The sequence below is a fragment of the Phytoactinopolyspora limicola genome, assembly GCF_011320225.1.
Lineage (GTDB): Bacteria > Actinomycetota > Actinomycetes > Jiangellales > Jiangellaceae > Phytoactinopolyspora > Phytoactinopolyspora limicola.
Window position 1 is genome coordinate 66377 of sequence record NZ_JAAOEN010000017.1, and the last position, 18428, is coordinate 84804.

17 protein-coding genes are annotated in these 18428 nt (G+C 66.6%); 11 read left to right on the top strand and 6 right to left on the bottom strand.

Annotated features, from left to right (window positions below):
• Positions 1-286: 286 nt before the first annotated feature.
• From G8760_RS25035 to G8760_RS25055, 5 genes are all read left to right on the top strand, one after another.
• Positions 287-1351, top strand: coding sequence for a sugar phosphate nucleotidyltransferase (locus G8760_RS25035; RefSeq protein ID WP_166355574.1), 1065 nt, complete (start codon positions 287-289; stop codon positions 1349-1351).
• A gap of 342 nt (positions 1352-1693) precedes the next feature.
• Complete coding sequence (locus G8760_RS25040) at positions 1694-2917, top strand: enolase C-terminal domain-like protein (RefSeq protein WP_166355575.1); 1224 nt, start codon at positions 1694-1696, stop codon at positions 2915-2917.
• Complete coding sequence (locus G8760_RS25045; RefSeq protein ID WP_166355576.1) at positions 2877-3758, top strand: SMP-30/gluconolactonase/LRE family protein; 882 nt, start codon at positions 2877-2879, stop codon at positions 3756-3758. Before G8760_RS25040 ends, G8760_RS25045 begins: the two co-directional genes overlap by 41 nt.
• Positions 3755-4432, top strand: a complete 678-nt coding sequence (locus tag G8760_RS25050; protein ID WP_166355577.1) for an SDR family NAD(P)-dependent oxidoreductase — start codon at positions 3755-3757, stop codon at positions 4430-4432. Before G8760_RS25045 ends, G8760_RS25050 begins: the two co-directional genes overlap by 4 nt.
• An 86-nt stretch (positions 4433-4518) precedes the next feature.
• Entirely contained in the window at positions 4519-5574 is a 1056-nt protein-coding gene (locus G8760_RS25055) for a zinc-dependent alcohol dehydrogenase (RefSeq protein ID WP_166355578.1), read from the top strand.
• Between the two features lie 37 nt (positions 5575-5611).
• On the opposite strand, the gene G8760_RS25060 is transcribed toward G8760_RS25055, so the two are convergent.
• On the bottom strand, positions 5612-6358 hold the full coding sequence (locus G8760_RS25060) for a FadR/GntR family transcriptional regulator (protein WP_166355579.1): 747 nt from the start codon (positions 6356-6358) through the stop codon (positions 5612-5614).
• A gap of 190 nt (positions 6359-6548) precedes the next feature.
• Between G8760_RS25060 and rfbD the strand changes: the two genes are divergently transcribed.
• Positions 6549-7391, top strand: coding sequence for a dTDP-4-dehydrorhamnose reductase (rfbD, locus tag G8760_RS25065; protein WP_166355580.1), 843 nt, complete (start codon positions 6549-6551; stop codon positions 7389-7391).
• Between the two features lie 60 nt (positions 7392-7451).
• Here rfbD and G8760_RS25070 read toward each other — a convergent pair whose 3' ends face one another.
• From G8760_RS25070 to G8760_RS25090, 5 genes are all read right to left on the bottom strand, one after another.
• Positions 7452-8042, bottom strand: coding sequence for a dTDP-4-dehydrorhamnose 3,5-epimerase family protein (locus tag G8760_RS25070; protein ID WP_166355606.1), 591 nt, complete (start codon positions 8040-8042; stop codon positions 7452-7454).
• 82 nt (positions 8043-8124) lie between these two features.
• On the bottom strand, positions 8125-9117 hold the full coding sequence (rfbB, locus tag G8760_RS25075; protein ID WP_166355581.1) for a dTDP-glucose 4,6-dehydratase: 993 nt from the start codon (positions 9115-9117) through the stop codon (positions 8125-8127).
• A gap of 4 nt (positions 9118-9121) precedes the next feature.
• Positions 9122-10021 carry a glucose-1-phosphate thymidylyltransferase RfbA gene (gene rfbA, locus G8760_RS25080; protein WP_166355582.1) on the bottom strand — a complete coding sequence of 300 codons (900 nt, stop codon included), beginning with the start codon at positions 10019-10021 and terminating at the stop codon, positions 9122-9124.
• Positions 10022-10219: 198 nt separating this feature from the next.
• Entirely contained in the window at positions 10220-10861 is a 642-nt protein-coding gene (locus tag G8760_RS25085; RefSeq protein WP_166355583.1) for a metallophosphoesterase family protein, read from the bottom strand.
• Position 10862: 1 nt separating this feature from the next.
• Positions 10863-12020, bottom strand: coding sequence for an ATP-grasp domain-containing protein (locus tag G8760_RS25090; RefSeq protein ID WP_166355584.1), 1158 nt, complete (start codon positions 12018-12020; stop codon positions 10863-10865).
• Between the two features lie 155 nt (positions 12021-12175).
• Between G8760_RS25090 and G8760_RS25095 the strand changes: the two genes are divergently transcribed.
• The 5 genes from G8760_RS25095 (at position 12176) to G8760_RS25115 (ending at position 18227) form a co-directional block, all read left to right on the top strand.
• Complete coding sequence (locus tag G8760_RS25095) at positions 12176-13147, top strand: aldo/keto reductase family protein (RefSeq protein ID WP_166355585.1); 972 nt, start codon at positions 12176-12178, stop codon at positions 13145-13147.
• A gap of 251 nt (positions 13148-13398) precedes the next feature.
• Positions 13399-14157: an IclR family transcriptional regulator gene (locus G8760_RS25100; protein WP_166355586.1), complete on the top strand. Its 759-nt coding sequence runs from the start codon at positions 13399-13401 to the stop codon at positions 14155-14157.
• A gap of 237 nt (positions 14158-14394) precedes the next feature.
• Positions 14395-15348, top strand: coding sequence for a Gfo/Idh/MocA family protein (locus tag G8760_RS25105; RefSeq protein ID WP_166355587.1), 954 nt, complete (start codon positions 14395-14397; stop codon positions 15346-15348).
• Between the two features lie 738 nt (positions 15349-16086).
• Positions 16087-17082, top strand: a complete 996-nt coding sequence (locus G8760_RS25110) for an SDR family NAD(P)-dependent oxidoreductase (protein WP_281355182.1) — start codon at positions 16087-16089, stop codon at positions 17080-17082.
• Positions 17079-18227: a DegT/DnrJ/EryC1/StrS family aminotransferase gene (locus G8760_RS25115; RefSeq protein ID WP_166355588.1), complete on the top strand. Its 1149-nt coding sequence runs from the start codon at positions 17079-17081 to the stop codon at positions 18225-18227. The genes G8760_RS25110 and G8760_RS25115 overlap by 4 nt, the downstream gene beginning before the upstream one ends.
• The last annotated feature ends 201 nt before the right edge of the window (positions 18228-18428 follow it).

Below are 18428 nucleotides of genomic sequence, written 5' to 3' on the forward strand. Positions count from 1 at the left end.
TTGTGTACCGGCGAATGAGTGCTCCTAGGCTGGACGGGAGCGGCGCGATGACTCTTGATGCGATGTGTTTGTGCGCGAGTAACAGGAGGTTGAGAGATGGAGACGAGTGAGTATGAGGCGGCTCAGATGGGACCCCGCGACAGGAAAGCGTTGAAGGCGAGTAGCGGAGGAAACTAGTCCCCTGGCCCGGTGAGCATCAATGGTCGAGCCTGAGATGTGTTAAGCATCGTGGCACGCGCGGTTCGGGATGTCCGCTTGCGCGCGGGCCGACGGGGAAGGGACGGCTATGACCATCGAGAACGTTCAGCTGACCGACCTGGTGGTACGACATGACGCGCCGTTGCGCGATTGCTTGATGATCATCGACAAGCATGACGTCGACTCCGTGATCGTGACCGACCATCGTGGTCGGCTGGTGGGTGTGCTTGATGAGACTCGCATTCGCAAAGCGTTGCTTGGCGGTGCCGAGCTGTCCGATCCGGTCGGTGATCAATCCCGCGAAGCGATGACGACGGTACCGCCGACGTGTTCGCGGCCTGCCGCACTGGACGTTATGCGCGCCTTAGGGCTGGGTGTTCTGCCAATCGTCGACACCGATGGCCGGGTCCTGGGGGCGCATGTCGACGAGCGTGTCGTCGGCGTCGGGCGTCGGGAAAACTGGGCCGTGGTGATGGCCGGCGGCCGGGGACGCCGGCTGTCGCCGCTCAGCGATGACACACCCAAACCGATGCTGACCGTTGCAGGGCGGCCAATTCTCGAACGTATCGTGCTTCACCTGGTCGGCTCCGGCATCGAGACCATCTACATCTCGGTCGCCTATCTTGCTGAGGCGATCGAGGACCATTTCGGGGATGGCGCGGCGTTCGGTGCGCGGATCTCCTACCTTCGGGAAACGACCGAGTTTCCGCTGGGGACAGGTGGACCGCTGGGCTTGCTGGGCCAGTGCGTGGCACAGCCGGCCGCGCCGGTTCTGGTAATGAATGGTGATCTGGTCACCGCGTTCGACGTGGGCGAGATGCTTGATGCTCACTCTGACTCGGGCGCCGTCGCTACCATTGCGACGAGCCAATACCAACACCAGGTTCCGTTCGGTGTCCTCGAGGCTCGCGACGAGGACCATCTGGAGCGAATCGTGGAGAAGCCAACCTCGTCGTGGCCAATCAATGCTGGTATTTATGTCCTCGAGCCGTATCTGCTGCGCCGAGTGCCGCCGCGGACTAACTATCCGATCACGGAACTGTTCAGCGAATGCCTGCGGCGAGGCGAACCGGTCGGACTCTGGTCGATGAGGTCCGACTGGCAGGACATTGGCCGGCCCGATGAGCTTGCCCGTGCTCGGGGCCACGGGTGACAGCTCGATGTATTTGAGTTGTCGCCCCGTGGCCGCGTGACGTCCGAGGTTCTCTGAACGACTAGTTCCTGACGGTGACGCCCCGCCCGGGTGTCGCCGTTAGGTTCCGGGCACGTCGTGTGCGCGTCCGTTGGAGATGCCAGATGTCGAGTCTTGCGGTATCACTGGTCGTACCACTAGAATTGCAACGCGGGTTTCGGTTCAAGAAACCAAGGGGACCGAAACGGGTAGGGCGGAGCCGAGGGGGCTCGCACCCGTGCCTGTTCCTGGGTCGCTGGCTCAGGAACAGGCACGACGAATGCTCTTCTGCCATCTACGTCGTGCATATTGAGAGGAGCCCGTGTGACAACAATCGCCGGCGTCAAATGCAGACTGTTCGCAGCGTCGTCAGATGGCCCCGGGGAGTTGTACGCCAATCCGCTGCGGGCGTGGGACGGCTCCGGTGACGGTGAGACGTCCTTCGGGTTCCACGAGTGGCTCGTGGTGGAGGTGGAGCTCAGCACTGGTGAGGTCGGCATCGGCAACGCCGCGTTGGGGGCCCGGTTGGCGCGCGACGTCGTGACCAGATATCTGGAGCCGGTGGTGGTGGGGGAGAGCCCGGCTGACCGGGAGAAGTTGTGGCAGCGGATGTATCGGACGGTGGTGGCCTTCGGGCGCCGCGGTGCCGGGATGGCCGCGGTCAGTGCGGTCGACATCGCCATTTGGGACGCCGAGGCCAGGCGGCTCGGTGTGCCGGTGTATGAGCTGTTGGGCGGCCAGAATCGGCCCCGGATCCCGGTGTACGCGAGCCAGCTGTACCCCACGGCGGATCTCGACGCGCTCGCCGCGGAGGCCCGCGGATACGTCGAGCAGGGTTTCGGTATGGTCAAGCAGCGTTTCCTCTGGGGACCAGCGGACGGCCGGGAGGGTATGCGCAAGAACGTGGAGTTGGTGCGTACCGTGCGGGAGGCGGTGGGTGACGCCGCCGACGTCGCGGCCGACGCCTACATGGGGTGGGATCTCGACTACGCCCGTCGGATGGCGTGGCTGCTCGAACCGTTCGATCTGCGATGGCTGGAGGAACCACTCCTGCCCGATGACGTCGTCGGCTACCGCGAGCTTCGGCGGGTCAGCCCGGTGCCGGTGGCCGCCGGTGAACACGAGGCGACCCTGGCGGGCTTCTACCATCTGATCACCACCGGGGCGGTCGACGTGGCGCAGCCGGACGTGAACCGGGTTGGTGGTCTCACCCCGGCGCGCAAGGTGTGCGCCCTGGCGGAGGCGGCTGGTGTCCCCGTCGTGCCGCACGCCGGCCAGGTACATAACTATCATCTGGTGGCGTCGCAGCCGGCGTGCCCCATGGCCGAGTACTTCCCGGTTAATCCGCAACCGCTGGTGGGCAATGAAATGCCGCATCTGCTGTTCGGCGGGGAACCCATCGCGAAGGACGGCCACATCGAGCTCGCCCAGCTTCCCGGCCTCGGAATCACGGTCGCACCACGTGGGCCGGTGTACGAGCAAGATCCAGCTGATGGGGAGGTCACGTATGGCAACGGCCCGGACCGGCGTGCGGCAGCTCAAGTGTGACGAGCTGACCAGGCTCGGTGGGCAACTGCTCGAGGGCCCCTGCTGGGAGGCCCGCGCTGGGCGGTTACTCCTGGTCGATATCAAGGCTCCCGCCGTGATCATGATCGACTGGGATACCGGCGCGGTAGGGACCATCGCGACGGAGGAGTCGGTCAGCGCGATCGTCCCTCGCACTAGGGGCGGGTACGTGGTTGCTTGCCGGCAGGGTGTCGCCACGTTTGACGGCGAACGGCTGCGGCCTATTGTCCCGATCGAAATGACGAAGACGTGGATCCGCACCAATGACGCCAAGTGTGACCCCGGCGGCCGGTTATGGGTGGGCACGATGGCCGACGACGACCGACCTGGCGCCGGGGCCCTATACCGCGTCGACCCCATGTGGGGGTTGCATCTGATGGTGCCGGAGGTGGACATCAGCAACGGCCTCGGCTGGAGCCCAGACAGCTCGCGGATGTACTACATCGACAGCACCACCCGGCGTATCGACGTATTCGACTACAACGTCGGCGACGGCTCGGCGACGAAACGCCGGGCCCTGGTCGACACCTCGGAGTTCCCCGGACTACCCGACGGTATGGCCGTCGACGCCGACGGTGGGCTCTGGGTGGCGTTCTACGGCGGCTCGGCGGTGCGTCGGTTCGCCCCTGACGGTCAGTTGACCGCCGTCATCGAGGTTCCGACACCCAACGTGACCAGCTGCGCGTTCGCCGGGCCACAGCTGGACGATTTGGTGATCACTACTGCCCGCGCCGAAGACACCGGGGTGCCGTCGCCCGGCGGGGATCTGTACGTGACGCGGCCCGGAGTTGCCGGCCTACCGACTGAGGAGTTCGCCGCATGAGCCGCAAGGCACTAGTCACGGGTGGAGCCAGTGGCATCGGAGCGGTCACCGCGGACAGGTTGCGCGCCGACGGGCTCGACGTCTTGACCGCCGACGTCGCCGGAGCGGCCGACATCGAGTTGGATGTCACCGAATCGCAGCTGGTCGACGACACGCTGCGCGAACTCGGCCCGTTCGACGTGCTGGTCAACAGTGCCGGAGTGGTGGGGCCGAACGCTCCGCTGTGGGAGGTTCCGGCCAAGGAATGGTCGCGGGTGATGGCGGTCAACGTGGACGGCCCGGTCAACACTTGCCGAGCGGTCGTGCCGGGCATGATCGACCGCGGATGGGGGCGCATCGTCAACGTCGCGAGTATCGCCGGCAAGGAGGGCAACCCGAACCTGTCGGCCTACTCGGCGTCGAAGGCGGCGGTCATCGGCCTGACCAAGTCTCTCGGCAAGGAGCTGGCCGCTTCGGGGGTGCTGGTCAACGCGGTCGCCCCCGCGGTGATCGCTACCCCGATGAACGCGTCGACCGCACCGGAGACCCTCGAATACATGATCGCGCGTATTCCCATGGGCCGCCTCGGGCAACCGGACGAGGTCGCCGAGCTGATCGCCTGGTTGTGTTCCGACCGCTGTAGCTTCTCCACCGGAGCGGTGTACGACATCAGTGGCGGTCGCGCCACCTATTGACCAGGGAGCAGCGTAGCCAGCAGCAACGACGGTCGAGCAGGGGGTACTCAGGCCAACGAACACGTCGGCCGGATTGGAGTGGCGCCATGCGGGCATTCGTCATCGAAGGGCCGTCGAGCGGTTCTATCCGGGAGGTCCCCGAACCGGAACCTGGCCCCCGGGACGTCGTCGTCGACGTGGAGGTTGTCGGGCTTTGCGGCACCGACGTGGAGCTGTTCGAAGGGACTATGCCGTACTTCCGGCAGGGCCTGGCCGCCTATCCGCTACGTCCTGGCCATGAATGGGCTGGTACTGTCCGTGCGGTCGGCAGCGACGTCACGTCGGTAGGTCCGGGAGATCGAGTCACCGCGGACACCTTCATCGGATGTGGTGTGTGCCGGCTGTGTGGTTCGGGCCGGCATTACCTGTGTGCGGACCATGTCGAGATCGGCGTGCGCGGTGGCCGGCCGGGTGCGTTGGCCGAGCTGATCTGCGTGCCCGAGGTTGCCGTCCACCGGCTCCCAGCGCAGATGTCCGCCGTGGCGGGTGCGTTCGTCGAGCCGGCCGGCTGCGCACTCCGGGCGGTCCGCGCCGGCGGAGTGGAACCGGACATGCGTACCCTCGTGCTGGGCACGGGCACGCTCGGTCTGCTGGCCGCGCAGTTCGCCCGGGCCCTCGGAGCATCGGTCTGTGTGGCCGGCAAGGAGCCTGAGCAGATCGAGCTGGCGTGGCAGCTGGGGTTCGACGACGTGACCCGCCCGCACCTGTTGAGCGGCGCCGGGTTCGACGCCGTCATCGAGGCCACTGGAGCACCGGAGGTTCCGGCCCAAGCCGCCGGGTGGTTGGCGCCGGGTGGGCGGCTGGTACTGCTGGGTGTGATGCCGGAGCCCGCGCCCGTCGACGTCGGCGCACTGGTCGTCAACGACGCCGCCGTGATCGGCGTTCTGGGCGGGTCCGCCTGCCTGGGCGAGGCGATCGACCTCCTCGCCGCCGGGAAGGTCCAGGTAGAGCCACTGGTGGCGGCAACCGTCGGCCTGAACGACGTCGGCGGGGTGCTCGAACGCGGCGGCCGGGTAGCCGGAGCGGGGGCACCGAAGGTCCATGTCCGGCCGCAGGTGAACCCGCCGGGCACCCGACGGGCCGCCGTGCGGCACGCTTCCTGACTCCGGGTGGATCAGGGTGGGCCCGCGAAATGGTTCTTCACTCGTCGACGTGGTCGGCGCCTGGCTGGTCCGCGGGCGCTGAGCCGTCCGTCTCCGGTTTGGCCAGGTCGAGCGCGAACCGCGAAGCGGTCCGGGCGTGTTCGCGGATGAGTGTCGCGGCCCGGGCGACGTCGGAGGAGGCCAGTGCGGTGACGATCGCTTCGTGTTGAGCGATGGAGTTCTCCGCCGCGCCCGGAACCTGGTAGACCGCCCGGGCGTGGGTATCGGCCATGGCGATCAGTTGTTTGGTCAGCACCCGCAGCGGCACGTTGGGGGTTTCGGCGGCCAGCAAGGCGTGAAACTCGGAGTCGAGGCGGGCCGCGGTGTCGAAGTCTTCCAGCCGGACTGCCTGCACCTGCCGGTCGACGATCTCGCTGGCGAGTTTGGCGATGTCGGCGGCACGAGCAGCCGGCATGGTCTCCACCGCACGAGGCTCGAGGAGTCCACGTACCTCGTTCAGCGACTCGAGATCTTGGCGGTGCATGTACACCCAGCGCATCGCTGCGGCGGCGCTGTGGCCGGCCGCCACGTCGCGGGCGACGAACCGGCCGCGGCCCACGTGGACCTCGACCAGTCCGCTGGTTTCCAGCGCTTGGAGGGCATCGCGCAGCGCGGTGCGGGAAATGCCGAGCTGCCCGCTGAGGACACGTTCGGACGGCAGCTGGCTGCCGGCGGGAAACGTGCCGTCGAGAATCTGGCGGCGCAGCAGTTCCGTGGTCTCGGCTGAGATATGAAGGGCTGCCATAGCAGTACAACGGTACCCCGTGGAGGTTTGCTCTGAACCTTTGGTGATAGGTTTGAAATAAGAGTTTCATTTAACTCCCATTCTTGTTCAGCCATGCCTATGCCCGCGCGGCGCCGGCGCGACGGATGATGTCCGGGGCATGGAAGCCGCCCCCGTGTCCGGTCCGACGGCGCGGCTCGATACTCGAGACGTGACCCGTTGGCTCGTGACCGGTGCGAGCGGCCTCCTTGGCCGCGACCTCGTTCCCCTGCTGCCACCAACCCACACGACGGCGCCGACCAGTAGCGATGTGGACGTGAGAGACGAGCGCCGAGTATTCGACGCGATCGCCGGACACGACGTCGTGGTACACCTGGCCGCCTGGGTCGACCCGGACCGCGCCGAGGCTGAACCCGACCGGGCGATGGCGATCAACGCCGCCGGCACCGAGAACGTCGCGCGAGCCTGCCGTGCACATCACGCCCGGCTGATTTACGTCTCCAGCGACTACGTCTTCGATGGCCGCGCCGACCATCCGTACCAGGAGGACGCACCAACCCACCCGATCTGTGTCTACGGGCGCAGCAAGGTGGCCGCGGAGCAGGCGGTCCGGCGGCATCTGCCGGACGACGGGATCGTGTTGCGCACCGCGTGGCTCTATGGCGCCTACGGCCGGAGCTTCGTCGCTACGATGCGCCGCCTGGCCGACGAGGGTACGTCTCCGTCCGTCGTGACCGACCAGACCGGCCAGCCGACGTGGGCTCGCGACGTTGCCCAGCGCATCCTGGAGGTAGTGCGAGTTGGTGCGCCTGCCGGGACGTACCACGCTACCAACGGAGGGGCCACGAGCTGGTATCAGCTGGCCCGGACGGTGTTCGCGGCGTTGGGTCATGACCCAGACCGAGTCCGGCCCATGACCTCCGACCGGCTCGACCGCGCCGCCCCGCGGCCGGCCTATTCCGCGCTCTCGCACGCTGGCTGGGCCCGCGCCGGCCTACGGCCTTTGCGCCCATGGCGCGAGGCGTTCGACGCGGCCGTGCCGGTCCTGTTCTGACGTTCCCCTCCCATGATCATGAACACTTTGCCGTGCCATGGCACGGCAAAGTGTTCATGATCATGGGAGGGGAACGTGGTGGGGGGCGAGGCGAGGCAAGGCGCCGGCCAGCCGGGCTTGCTCCAGCGTCGGCGCGGCGGCGTCGCGGGGAGACAGCAGCGGTGTCATCGGCCGGCCTCGCCGGTCGATGTCGGGCCACTCGATGGCCAGGTGGGGGTCGAGCGGGTTGATCGTGCGCTCCCGTTCGGGAACGTAGTCCGACGAGCACAAGTAGGTGATCACGGACCCGTCCTGCAGCGACATCACCGCGTGCCCGAGCCCTTCGGATAGGTAGACCGCGCGCCGTTCGGCGTCGTCGAGCAGCACGGCGTCCCATTCCCCGAACGTCGGCGATCCCTCACGCAGGTCGACGACGACGTCGAAGACGGCACCATAAGGACACGTGACGTGTTTGGCCTGCCCCGGGGGGACGTCGGTGACATGGATGCCGCGGATGGCCCCGGCCGCCGACACCGCGCAGTTCGACTGGCGGACCGGCATGGCCGAACCCAGGACCGGCTCCAACAGGTCCTGCTGAAACCAGACGGCCAGCGTGCCCCGGTTGTCGTGAAAACGGGGTGGCGTGATGATCCAAGCGCCCGGAATGGTCATCGGCTCTACCCGAGAATGTTCGGTCACGGCGTCCTCCTCGGATCGCGGTCGCTTGTACGGGTGGTGCACCCGCGGTGTCCGGTCAGGCGGGAGACAACCGGGCCCGCCGCTTCAGTGGCTCCCACCACGGGCGGTGCTGTCGATACCAGCGGACCGTGTCGGCGAGACCGTCCTCGAACGACACCTCGGGCCGATACCCCAGCTCGCGCTGGATCTTCGTGATGTCGACCGAGTAGCGCCGGTCATGCGCCTTGCGGTCGGCGACCGGCTCCACCATGTCCCACGCCGACCCGAGGGCGGTCAGGATCACGTCGGTGAGCTGCCGGTTGGTCAGCTCGGTGCCGCCGCCGATGTTGTAGATCTCGCCCGGTTTGCCGTGTTCGGCCACGAGCTGGATGCCGCGGCAATGGTCGTCGACGTGCAGCCAGTCGCGCACGTTCAGCCCGTCGCCGTACAGAGGAACCCGCTCACCGTCCAGGAGGTTGGTGATGAACAGCGGGATGACCTTCTCCGGGAATTGGTACGGGCCGTAGTTGTTGGAGCATCGCGTGACACACACCGGCAGGCCGTGGGTCTCGTGAAACGCCCGTACGATCAGGTCCGCCGACGCTTTGGATGCCGAGTACGGCGAATTGGGCCAGAGGGGGTGATCCTCTGGCCACGATCCGGCCGTGATGGACCCGTAGACCTCGTCGGTGGAGACGTGGACGAATTTGTCGACAGCTGTATCGACCGCGGCCTGCAGGAGAGTGTGGGTGCCGACGACATTGGTCTGTACGAAGTCGGCCGAGCCCACGATCGAACGGTCGACGTGTGACTCCGCCGCGAAATGCACCACCAGGTCGACTCTCGCCATCAGATCGCGAGCCAGGAGCGGGTCACAGATGTCCCCGTGCACGAAACTCAGCCGCGGATGGGTGGCGACGGGGGAGAGGTTCTCCCGGCTGCCGGCGTAGGTCAGTTTGTCCAACACGATGACCTCGGCGCCGGCGGCGTGTGGGTAGGCCCCGGTGAGGACCTGGCGGACGTAGTGGGATCCGATGAAGCCGGCACCGCCGGTGACCAGGATGCGCATGGCGTTACCGGAGCGCGACGGACATCGGCGAACGACGGGCCTGCTCGGCCAACTCCATGACGTAGTGGCCGTAGCCGGAGTTGCCGACCCGGCGGCCGAGGTCATAACACTGCTCGGCGTCGATGAGACCGGCATGCAGGGCGATCTCCTCCAGGCAGGCGATCCGCACGCCCTGGCGTAGCTCTAGCGCACGAACGTACTGCCCGGCTTCGAGCAACGACTCGTACGTTCCCGCGTCCAGCCACGCGAAGCCGCGGCCAAGGTCGACCAGCCGGGCCCGCCCCCGCTCCAGGTACGTCTTGTTGACGTCGGTGATCTCCAGTTCGCCCCGGGCGGACGGGGTCAGGCTCCGGGCGATCTCGACGACGTCGTTGTCGTAGAAGTACAGGCCGGTCACGGCGCGGTTGGAACGCGGCGCGGCCGGCTTCTCCTCGAGTGAGATGAGGTGTCCGTATTCGTCGACCTCTCCGATGCCGTACCGGTGGGGGTCCGACACGGCATAGCCGAACAGCACACAGCCTTTGATGCCGTCCGAGCTACGTGTGAGCAGCTGGGAGAAACCCGGACCGTGGAAGATGTTGTCGCCGAGGATCAACGCGACGGAGTCGTCCCCGACATGGTCGGCGCCGACGATGAACGCGTCGGCCAGCCCACGTGGGTGAGGCTGCTCGGCGTAGCTGAACGTCAGACCGAGCCAGGAGCCGTCACCGAGAAGGCGCTCGTAGGCATCACGGTCCTGAGGTGTGGTGATGATCAGGATGTCGGTGATTCCGGCCAGCATGAGCACCGAGATGGGGTAATAGATCATCGGTTTGTCGTAGACCGGAACCAACTGTTTGGACACTGCGAGCGTCATCGGATACAAGCGTGTTCCGCTGCCGCCGGCCAGGACTATTCCTTTCATCGCGCATCCCTGCCAAGCGTCCACACGCTGGGCGGACGCGGTTGTGCGAATATGACTTGACGAATGTATCCGGCTGAGAGCAACTGTTTGAGGGGACGATTTCTGGGTTCGCGGCGCGGCCTCTAATTCCGCAAAAAGATTGCGGGTAGCCGGCCGCCACAAAGTGGGACCCATAACTAGAATGTGTTCAGCCGATATTCACTGCCGGTATCGCGGCTTGCGGGAATAGTAGTCCACGCAGATCTGGGGGTACCGTCTTCGCCGCATCTCCTGGATCACGACGGCCGGATCATACGTCATAGCCCGGGGTTCCACGGCGCTGGTCTCGACGTCGACGACGAGGTAGTTGACGACGTCGAGGTACTCCCGGTTCTGTCCGACGCTGCCGGCGTTGTGCAGAACGTACGGCGGGTCGACGATGGTGAACTGGCGGTGCGTGTGGCCGATCAGGTAGTTGCGGTCGAGCACCACCGCTGAGTCGGCGTAGACGTACTCGCCGTCGAGTGTGTGCTGGCAGGTGAACGGCGGCAACGGGTGGCTGACGGGCAGGTCGGCGATGGCGTCCGCCCGGTCGAACTCCGGGAAACACGTATCGAAGAAGCTACGCACCAGCCGGCTCGACCCGGGGTAGTCCCCGTGCCGGAAGTAGGTCTCGTGGTTTCCTTCGACGAACACCAGGCCGGGCAGCGTATCGATGAGATCGAGGCACTCGTTGCTCCACGGCCCATAGTTCACGACATCGCCCAGGCAGACGTAGCCGTCGGCGGTTCCGGCGTGACGGAGCATCAGCTCCAGGGCTGGCAGGTTCCCATGGACGTCGCTGAAGACCACCACCCGCACGTCACAACGTCCGTTCCCGCGACTGGTGCCGGCTGCCGGTGGAGGCCATAGCCGCGACGTCGTCGTCGGGGACGACGAGTTCGGTCCAGTACCGCAGGATGGTCTGCTCCTGGATCCGGAATGCCGGTGGCCGGCCGTGGCAGATGAAGTCGGTGATCATCCGTGGCTCGTTGAATCCGCTGAGGCTGCGTGCGGCGGTGGTGCCCGAACACCTGGCGTTGATCTCGAACACATACGCCGTACCGCCGTCGACGCGGAGCTGGACGTTGCATGCCCCGAAGGGCCGTAGCGCTCGCGCGACCTGCGTCGTCGTCTCTTCGACGACGGCATTCCGGGTGACGAAGCACTTGTAGGTGTCGCCGTCGCGGAGGGTACGGCGCATCGCGATCACCCCGTGGCACTGCCCGTCGAGATTGACCGACCCACACGTGTACTCGTCGCCCTCGATGTACTGCTGTGCGATGAAGGCGGATGGATCGCCGAGCTGACCGGCCACCGTGGCGAGGTCGTGATCGTCGCGGACGAGGTGCACGTCGCGGGAGCGGGAGCCGCCGGTGCGGCGCTTGACGATGAACGGGTAGGGCAGCGGCGGCTCCAGGCCAGCCGCACCGGGGCGGGGCGGGGCGGCCGGCCGAGGAGACTGGGTGAGGTCGACGGTCGCCGGCACCGGGACGTCGTGTTTGCTCAGCACCTGATGCGTGAGCAGTTTGTTGTCGGAGCATTCGACGACGTCCGGTGTAGAGACCACCACGGTGGTACCCACCCGCTCGAAGGCAGCGCGGGCGCGGGACAGCGCGGCCAGCTCCGTGTCCAGGCCCGGGAACAGCACTCGGCAGCGTTCGGCCCGGCAGAGGTCGATCAGATGGTCGATGTACGACGGCTCGTGCGGCGCCGGAACGAGATGCGCGCGAGGAGCCGCATACAGGCCCGTGGCCAGTGGGTGGCTGTCCAGCGCGACGACGTCGTACTCGCTGTCCTGCAAGGACTTGATGATGCTCTGGCCCACCCCGCCACCTGCGCCGGTGACCGCGACACGTATCCGGTTGCTCATACCCACCTCGGCTGGTTCGACGGCGGTCACGACCGGCCGGAAGCGGGCCGGGCGTCCTCGACGATTGTCGGGACCCGGGCGGGGCCGCGGCCAGGGGAGGGCTTCCACCAGCGGAGGGTGTACACCGGCGATCTGCCCGGCCCGGGCTGATCCCGGCTGGTTGACGTCGCCTCCTGCCGTGCGGGCGTTGGCGCGGGTAGGAAGAACGAGCGGGGCCGGACCAGGGCAGTCGGGCCCGGACCGGGTATCTCTGGGAGGCGAATATGCGCTACCGGCGGCTGGGTAGGTGGGGTCTGAAGGTCTCCGAGGTCACCTTGGGGACCTGGCTCACCCATGGGGGCGCGGCCGACGGCGACACCGCAACCACCTGCACTCGGCGGGCCTATGAACTCGGCGTGAACATGTTCGACACCGCCAACATCTATCCGCGCGGCAACGAGGGGGCCGCGGAACGGGTGCTCGGTGCCGCCCTGTCGGTGTTCCGGCGGGAGACATACGTGGTCGGCACCAAGGTGTACGCGTTCATGGGTGACGGGCCGTTGGAGCGTGGCCTGTCCAGGAAACACATCATGGCGCAGATCGACCACTCTCTACGACGCCTCGGCATGGACCACGTCGACCTGTACCAATGCCATCGCTACGACGTCGAGACACCACTCGATGAGACGGCGCGGACGATGAACGACCTCGTGGTTCAGGGCAAGATCCTCTATTGGGGGGTATCCCAGTGGTCCGAGGAGCAGCTGGAGCAGGCCGTCGCGCTCTGCCAGGCCAACGGATGGGCCCCACCGGTGAGCAACCAGCCTCGGTATTCCGCGTTGTGGCGCGAGTGTGAGCCGCGGGTGCTGCCGGCGTGTGAACGGCTGGGTATGGGGGTGCTGGCCTACTCACCCCTGGACCATGGAGTGCTGACCGGGAAATACCAGCCTGGTTCGTCCGCGCCGGCCGGTAGCCGCGCAGCGACCGCTTCGCACGCCCGGCTGTTCGATCAGTTCTTCGACGACGACCTCCTCGGTGCGGTGCAGCGCTTCCGTGAGTTGGCCGAGCAGGCCGGATACACCGCCGCGCAACTGGCGCTGGCCTGGTGTTTGCGGCAGCCGACGGTGTCGAGTGTTGTTGTGGGGGCGTCGTCGTTGCCGCAGCTGGAGGAGAACGCGGCGGCGGGCGTGTTGGACGTGGAGCCGGAGCTCGTCGATGCGGCGACGAAGATTCTCGATCCGGTCCGGGTGACCTGACGTCCTAGTGTCGCGTGAACCTGGTTCCCGCGACACTAGCCGCGCAGACCTGTCCGGTTCCCGCAGGCAGGTGTTACACCGTGCGAAATCGCCCGAGATCACTTCCATCGAGGGTTAGACTGTGGTTTCATCGAGTGCAACATCGCGGCCAGACAAAGAAGAGGGGGTCCATGGTGAGGCCGGCCCGGACGCCGGTCCGACATGCAGGTGAGTACCCACGAAGTGGAGTATCGATGTGAAGGACGAGGGTCATGCCCAGAGGTAGGCGCCGGGTCTACTCGATCCGGGCTGTCCACCGTGTTTGTGACATCCTCGACTTGGTCCAGGAAAGGGCGGGTGGATTCACGCTCACGCAGGTGGCCGAGGCCACCGGCTTCCCGAAGAGTTCCGGCTACCGCTACCTTGCCACGCTGATCGACCATCGTTACGTGATCAAAGACCCCGAATCCGGGTTCTTCCGGATCGGCCCCGCCTTCTTGCCCACGCCCGACGAGCGGCTCATCGCGCTGGCCGACCGCGTCCGGCCGTTCCTGAGCCGGTTGCGCGATCAGGTGCAGGAGACGGTTAACCTCGGAGCGCTCGACGGTGGGCGGGTCTCATACGTCGAGATCTTCGAGAGCCCGCACTGCGTGCGGCTCGCGGCCCGTCCCGGCGACCGCGACGCGCTGCACTGCTCGGCGCTGGGCAAGGCGATCGGCGCCCAGCTGTCCCACGACGCCGTCGGCAAGATCATCGAGGTGGAGGGGTTGCCGCGGCATACGCCGCACACCATCACCACCATGGTCGACTACGAGGCTGAGCTGGCGAAGATTCGGAAAGATGGCTACGCGCTGGACAACTGCGAGAGCGAGATCGACGGGCGTTGCGTGGCGGTGGCCTTGCCCGACGTCGTCCCGCCCGCCGCGATCAGCATATCCGCGCCTGCCACCCGGTTCCCGGTCGAAGACGTACCCGAGTATGCGAAGGCACTACGGGAGACCATGCGGTTGTTACAGGGAAAGGCGGAGTAACCCGGGCGGCCCGGCACAGGGTGTTCAGCCGTCCGGAGATCAATTAAAGTTGTGAGCTGTCAAGACCCCGGATCTTGGCAGAGTTGAGCGGGGTGGGGTTGTCTGACGGGTGGGGCGGCTGAGCGCACGTCCTGAGAAGACCGTCGAGTCATTGATGATGCGCTCGAGGGCAGGGCCGCGGTTGGTTGGTCTCGGGGGCGATAGTGGAGCAACCACTGCGCACCGAGGGGACTAGACATGCGAGTGCTGGTGGTTGGGGCGGCCGCCATGGGTGCGGTGTTCGCCCGGGTGGTCTGCGAGTTGAGCGAGGCCGAACTATGTGGTGTCGTGGACGACGACGTCGACGCGGCCGCGGAGCTGGCGGATGCCCTCGGTGTCGCCTGGTTCGTCGACCTAGCTGACGCCATCGACGCGAAACGCCCGGACGCGGCCGTCGTCGCCACTCCGGACCACCTCCACCGAGAACCGGCTGAGATCCTCATCGAGGCGCGGATCCCGATTCTCGTCGAGAAGCCGCTGGCGACGTCAATGGAGGACGCCGAAGCCATCATTTGGCTCGCGGAGAAACGCGGGGTGCGGGTCATGGCCGGCCACACCGCGCGTTTCCTTCCTCGTTATGCCCAGGTGCTCGACGTCGTCCAGGCCGGCGAGCTCGGTGAGCCGTTGTTGATCACCACGTCGTCATGGGGGCCCCGATCGATTGGGTCGAAGACGCCACAGCCCACCGATCCGCTGTGGTACTTCGGCATACATGACATCGACCTGGTGCAGTGGATCGGCGGTGGAACCGTGCGTGAGGTCGACGGTGCACACCTGGTGGAGTCCGACTCCGGGGTCTGCACCTTCGCGGCTATGGGCGCGTTGCACAACGACGTTGCGTTCAACGTGGTGGCCGGCTGGACTCTGCCCGACGATGCGGCTCCCCGCTGGGACCTCCAGGTCCATGGCCGGCACGGTTCGGTGCAGGTGGCATGGAACGCCGACGGCGACGGTGCCGACGGCTGGGCCGGTGGCGCGTCGTGGGCGAACGTCTATGGGCGGGTCGGGGGCGCCATGCAGGCCGAGTTGGAGCATTTCGTCCATGCGTTGACTCACGATGAGCCGTTCCTCGTGACGATGGCCGACGCGGTTCGAGCCGTGATCGGAACGGCGATCCTGGACAGTGCGGTGATCATTCGCCGGGTCGACTGACCGGTATCAACCGCGGAAACTGCGACGCGCTCGGAGGCTGTATCGGCAGGGGATCCGAGAAGCAGGCTCCGAGCACGTCACGCTTCGGGGTGCCGAATGTCACGGACCGGAGTTGGGTGCGCAGGCTGTGGTGGCCTTGGGTGTGCACGGTTTAGAAAGCGCCGGATCGGCGACATCCGGGCAACTCCCAAGACCACCACTGCGGCTTGCCCATCCCCAGGTTGATGGTGAATACCGTAGACCCGATCAGCGCATTCCTCAACCGCAACGAGCGAAAAAAGCTGGATGGCTTGTTCTGGAAATTTTGTAGCCAGTCCGAATCGGTTAGTTCGATGATCTCGTTCGATCTGTCAGATCATCTTCGACCACTGCCTTTCCGGGTGTGACTTCCTCGATGAGGTGTCGGGAGCGGGGATCATGCCTGCCAGAAGGTGGTACGTACCTGTATTGGGTGAGGAAAATAGTTTTCGGGTATCTGGTGTGTAATGCGGGACGGCACTATAGATACCCGAGTGGAGCTTCGCCGCTTCCCATCGGCCCGGCGTTCAATGGATTCGGTGATGCTCAATCGGATTCAGCGCTCTTGATGCCGCCCGTTGTGTAGCGGAGAACAGAACTCGGCCCCTGCCCGCCGGCTGCTAGCCCGAACCAGAATCGGCACGGGGCAGGTGGTTAAGACAGCCGGCCCCTGGTCGAATCGCGGACAGACGCTAGGGGCCGGCATTGCGCATAGACGGGTTGAATGGACTATCCGGGCGGCGAATTCTCGTCACGGGTGCCGATGGGTTCATCGGCAGTCATCTTGTGGAACGTCTCCTGGCCGAGAAGGCGGACGTTACGGCACTGTGTGTGTACAACTCGAACGGCTCGTACGGCTGGCTGGACGAACTGCGGCCGGACCAGCTCGCTCAGCTCGACCTGCGGCTGGGTGACATCCGCGACGCGCGGGCGGTGCGCTCGGCCGTGCAGGACGTCGAGGTCGTGTTCCACCTCGCCGCCCTCATCGCCATCCCGTACAGCTACCAGGCACCGGAGTCGTTCATCGACACCAATATCTCCGGAACGCTGAACGTCCTCGAGGCGGTACGCGATGCCGGCGAGGTGCGGCTGGTCAACACCTCCACCAGCGAGGTCTACGGCACGCCGGAGACGGTGCCGATCACCGAGGAACATCCGTTGCGCGGGCAGTCGCCCTACTCGGCGTCGAAGATCGCCGCGGACCAGCTGTGCCACGCCTACGCGTGTTCGTTCGGCGTGGACGTGCGGACGCTGCGCCCGTTCAACACGTACGGCCCACGACAATCGGCGCGGGCGGTGATTCCCACCATCCTCGGGCAGTTGCTCACCGGTGCGCGCGAGGTCCGACTCGGTAGTCTCTGGCCGCGTCGTGACCTGACGTTCGTTTCGGACACCGTGGATGGGTTCATCCGGATGGCGGTGGCGGACCTACCACCGGGCTCCCTGGTGCAGCTGGGCACGGGGGAGGCGGTGTCGATCGGCGAGCTGTTCGACCTGTGCTGCGCCGTCACCGGCGTCGACGCCACGGCGGTCACCGATTCCCAGCGGCTGCGGCCGGCCGCCAGCGAGGTCGAGGTGCTGTTGTCCGAGCCGAGCCGGGCCAAGGAGCAACTCGGCTGGCAGGCGACCCGGACGCTGGCGGACGGGCTGCACGAGACCGCCCGGTGGCTGGCGCCGCGGGCCGACGTCGGACAAGCCGCGAGGTATCACCGATGATTCCACTGTCCGAGCCGACCCTGGACGGCAACGAGGAACAGTACGTACGAGACTGCCTGCTCAGCGGGTACGTGGCGGGCGGAAGGTACGTCGAGCGCTTCGAGCGGAACTTCGCCGCCGCGGTGGGCGCCGGAGCGGCGGTGGCGTGTGCCAGCGGCACGGCCGCGTTGCATGTAGCACTGCGGTTGACCGGGGCTCACCACGGCCGCACGGTGGCGGTGTCCGACTTCACCTTCGTCGCTTCCGCCAATGCGGCTGGTTATACCGGCGCCGACCTCCTGCTGGTGGATAGCGAGCCACGGACGTGGAACATGAACACCGAATTGCTGCGCGACGAGGTGGTCCGCCGGGCGCGCCGAGGCCAACCGATACCGGACATCGTCGAGGTGGTGCATGTCCTTGGGCACCCCGCCGACATGGAACCGCTGCTGGAGTTGCGGGACACGTACTGGATCGAGATCGTCGAAGACGCCGCGGAGTCGCTCGGGGCCAGGTGGGTGACGGACGGCCCAGTGGGCCCCCATTCGGTGGGAACCGTCGGCCTATGGGGGTGCTTCTCGTTCAACGGCAACAAGCTGATCACTAGTGGTGGCGGCGGCATGATGGTGACCGACGACGACGAACTGGCCGGCCGCGCCCGGCATCTGATCAATCAGGCCAAGGTGTCGGGGGGCGGCTACATCCACGACACGGTGGGTTACAACTACCGGCTGTCCAACCTGGCCGCTGCCGTCGGCACCGCTCAGCTGGAACGGCTCGACCGGCGGCTGGCGGCCAAACGGGCGATCGCCGCTCGCTACCGCGACTGGCTAGAACCGCTCGGACTGAGCCCCGCGCCGTGCGCGGCGTGGGCGGATCCGTCCTATTGGCTGTATTCGGTGCTGCTCGACACCAGCGAGGTCGACGTCGACGACGTGGTGGAGGCCCTGGGGCGGGACGGGATCCAGGCGCGGCGGTTGTGGCCGCCGCTTCATCAGCAACGGCCGTACCGGCGCACGGAGCGGGTCGGCGGCGACGTGGCCGAGCGGCTGTACCGGGACGGTCTGTCGCTGCCGAGTTCGGCTCATCTGGCCGAGGAGGACCAGCAGGCCGTCGTAGCGGCGTTGGCGTCCACGCTGGCCCGGCGCCGGGCCAGCGTGTCGTGAGATATGTGGCACCGGCGACTCTCTTGCGATCTCCGGCCCATTCTGATGAAATACGTGTTTTATCAGCTGGGTCGTGGGGGGTGGATGGGGCGGGGAGCAATCCCGTGAACGGAACGGGTAACCCCAAAGCCCCGCAGGCCGGCTCGTGGTTCGCCACGGGTGGCGGATCCGTGTCGTCGGTGGTGGTAGCTGGATGGTGCG